The sequence below is a fragment of the Mesorhizobium sp. M2A.F.Ca.ET.039.01.1.1 genome, assembly GCF_003998035.1.
GTDB lineage: Bacteria > Pseudomonadota > Alphaproteobacteria > Rhizobiales > Rhizobiaceae > Mesorhizobium.
Genome location: NZ_RZRY01000716.1, coordinates 1 through 3,072 on the forward strand (window position 1 = coordinate 1; position 3,072 = coordinate 3,072).

Below are 3,072 nucleotides of genomic sequence, written 5' to 3' on the forward strand. Positions count from 1 at the left end.
ATGAAGTTCAAAGCTATCGTGCACGAAGCGGAAGAAGGTGGATTCTGGGCCGAGGTTCCCGCCATTCCGGGATGCGCAACCGAAGGAGAAACCCTGGACGAACTCATGGCAAATCTGCGTGAGGCAATTGAAGGCTGCCTTTCGGTAGATCTGCCGTCTTCGGTCACTTCAGTTCCCGGCAAGGTGGTGGAAATCGCAGTTTGAAATCCATTTCGGGCAAGGATCTGGCCAGGGCCATTGAGCGGCGAGGCTGGCAACTTCTGCGAATAGCAGGCAGCCATCATATTTATGGAAAAGAGGGAAGCATTGTGCGTCTCTCTATCCCGATACATGGCAACAAGCCCCTCAAGACGGGTCTCGTGCGCCATCTTCTGAAGATGGCGGAAATCAGCGAAACAGATGTCTGAACATCTCTACTCTGCCCCCTGCCCCATCCGCCGCGCGGCGTAGCGCTCTATGGCCGACAGACCGTCATAGATCAGCACCGCAAGCGCGGCGACGATGAGACCGCCCTGCAGCACGAAGGCAAGGTTATTCGAGATCAGGCCGGCGATGATCACCTCGCCCAGGGTCTTGGCTGCAACCGTTGAGCCGATCGTCGCGGTGGCGAGGCTGATGACGACCGACAGCCGGATGCCGCCCAGAATAACAGGGGCGCTGAGCGGCAACTCGACCTTCATCAGCCTTTGCCAGCCGGTCATGCCGGCCCCGCGCGCCGCTTCCATCACATTGCCCGACAGCGTGGTCAGCGCGGTCAGCGCATTCTCGAAGATCGGCAGCAGCCCATAGAGGAAGAGCGCGATCAGCGTCGGCTTCTCGCCGAAGCCGACGGCCGGTACCGCAAGCGCCAGCACGGCAACCGGCGGAAAGGTCTGGCCGATATTGACCAGGCTGCGCGACAAGGGCAGGAACTCGGCGCCTGCCGGCCTGGTGACCAGGATGGCTAAAGCCACCGCGACAATCGTTGCCGCGACCGTCGCGACCAGGACGGTCCGCAGGTGCTGCAGGGTCAGCGTCAGCAGGCTGCCCTGGTTGTAGATCGCCGGCGCGCCATTCTCGGTCAGGGGTTTCAACAGCGGCTCGAACCAGCCCGGGCTGATGATGAAGACCACCAGCAGCGCCAGGACAGCCAGCCTCAGCAGCGCGGGCAGCCAGGCTTTCATTGCGGCCTCGCCGCGCGTTTCACCAGGCCCTCGACGGTGACGCGGCCAATGAGCCTGCCGTCCGCGCCTTTTACCGGCAGCGCGGGCCGCCCCGACCACAGAAGCTCGGCAAGCGCGTCGCGCTGCGTGGCCTCACCGGGGATCGCTTCGCCTTCCGCGCCGCCCGGCTCCACCGCATCGCGCACAGGCCCGAGCGACAGCAGCCGGAACGGCCTTTCGCTGGCGCCGACCAATGTCTCGACGAAGCCGCTCGCCGGCCTGGCCAGAATCTCCGCCGGTTTGGCATATTGCACCAGCTTGCCGGCATCCATGACGGCGATCTTGTCGCCCAGATGCACCGCCTCTTCCATGTCGTGGGTGACGAGGATGATGGTGGTGCCGAAACGCTTCTGGATCGCCAGCAGATCCTCCTGCGCCTTGGTGCGGATGATCGGGTCCAACGCGCCGAAGGGCTCGTCCATCAAAAGCACGTTTGGCTCGGCGGCCAGAGCGCGGGCCACGCCGACACGCTGCTGCTGGCCGCCGGAAAGCTCGTGCGGGTAACGCGGGCCGTAGGCCTGTGGATCGAGCTGGTAAAGCGTCATCAGCTCGTCGACACGCGCCTTGATCCGATCCCTGTCCCAGCCGAGCAGCAGCGGCACAGTGGCGATGTTCTGCGCCACCGTGCGATGCGGAAACAGTCCATGGCCCTGAATGGCGTAGCCGATGCTGCGGCGCAGCTGATAGCCAGGCACCGAGCGGTTGTCGGCGCCGTCGAGCTTGATGACGCCGGAGGTCGGCTCGACCAGCCGGTTGATCATCCTGAGCAGCGTCGTCTTGCCGGATCCCGACGTGCCGACAATGGTGGCGATGGTGCGCGGCTCAATGACCATCGAAACATTGTCGACCACCGTCGTCTCGTCATAGCGCTTGGTGATGCCCTCGATCTCGATCATGCCGTTTCAACTACCCTGCGCTTGGTGGCGGTCATCTCGATGACCGCGTCGAGGATGATGGCCGCCGCAAAGGCCAATGCCACGGTGGGCAGCGCGCCGAGCAGCACCAGATCCATCGCGGTCTGGCCGACGCCCTGGAAAACGAACACGCCGAAGCCGCCGCCGCCAATCAGCGCGGCAATGGTGGCAAGGCCGATATTCTGCACCAGCACGATGCGGATGCCGGTCAGGATCACCGGAAAGGCGAGCGGGAACTCGACATCGAAAAGGCGCTGGCGATCGGTCATGCCCATGCCGCGCGCGGCGTCGTTGGCCGCGCGGGGCACACCAGCCAGCCCGACCACCGTGTTGGCCACCACCGGCAACAGCGAATAGAGGAAGAGCGCGACAAAGGCGGGCGCGGTGCCGATGCCCCTGATGCCGATCGCGGCGGCCCCCGGCACGTGGACGGCGACCCAGCCGAGCGGCGCGATCAGCAGGCCAAACAGCGCTATGGAGGGAATGGTCTGGATGATGTTGAGCACGTTCAGCACCCCCGCCCGCAGCTTCTCGACGCGATGGCAAAGGATGCCGAGCGGTATGCCGACGATCACCGCGCCAGCCAGCGAGCCAAGCGCCAGGCTAACGTGCTTGGAAGCCTCGGCCCAGAAACTGTCGGCGCGGCTGGCATATTCCTTGAGGATGGAGAGGGTGTCCCAGCTTCCCGAGACGAGCAGCACGGCAATGGCGAGCGCGGCAAGGACGAGCACGCCGACGCGCGACCAGGGCGACAGGTTCAGCCTGGTCAGCACATCGGCCAACAGCAGGGTGAAGGCAAAGATCAGCAGCCAGAAACCGGAGGCGGGCGCGACGCGGGCAAAGGTGTTTCCGGCAGGCGTCAGGAAACCGCCGGCGGTGCCGATCAGGACCGATAGCGCGACCAGCGCGACGACGCTGACCGCCAGCCTGAGGATCAGCGGCGTCTTAAGCAAGGC

General features: G+C 64.7%; 5 protein-coding genes. 2 read left to right on the plus strand and 3 right to left on the minus strand.

The genetic code is table 11. The annotated features are described in order from the left end of the window. Together EOA24_RS32390 and EOA24_RS32395 are read left to right on the plus strand one after the other, a co-directional pair. The coding region (locus tag EOA24_RS32390; RefSeq protein ID WP_095818392.1) for a type II toxin-antitoxin system HicB family antitoxin at positions 1-204 on the plus strand (204 nt) is incomplete at its 5' end. Beyond that, complete coding sequence (locus tag EOA24_RS32395) at positions 201-407, plus strand: type II toxin-antitoxin system HicA family toxin (protein ID WP_126082931.1); 207 nt, start codon at positions 201-203, stop codon at positions 405-407. The genes EOA24_RS32390 and EOA24_RS32395, both read left to right, overlap by 4 nt. 6 nt (positions 408-413) lie before the next feature. Here the strand turns inward: EOA24_RS32395 and EOA24_RS32400 are convergent, their stop codons facing one another. From EOA24_RS32400 to EOA24_RS32410, 3 genes are all read right to left on the minus strand, one after another. Next, positions 414-1,163, minus strand: a complete 750-nt coding sequence (locus tag EOA24_RS32400; protein ID WP_126082932.1) for an ABC transporter permease — start codon at positions 1,161-1,163, stop codon at positions 414-416. Continuing rightward, complete coding sequence (locus EOA24_RS32405; protein WP_127251766.1) at positions 1,160-2,098, minus strand: ABC transporter ATP-binding protein; 939 nt, start codon at positions 2,096-2,098, stop codon at positions 1,160-1,162. Before EOA24_RS32405 ends, EOA24_RS32400 begins: the two co-directional genes overlap by 4 nt. Further along, positions 2,095-3,072 (minus strand): ABC transporter permease (locus tag EOA24_RS32410; protein WP_133374722.1); only part of this gene is annotated, 978 nt, incomplete at its 5' end. The genes EOA24_RS32405 and EOA24_RS32410, both read right to left, overlap by 4 nt.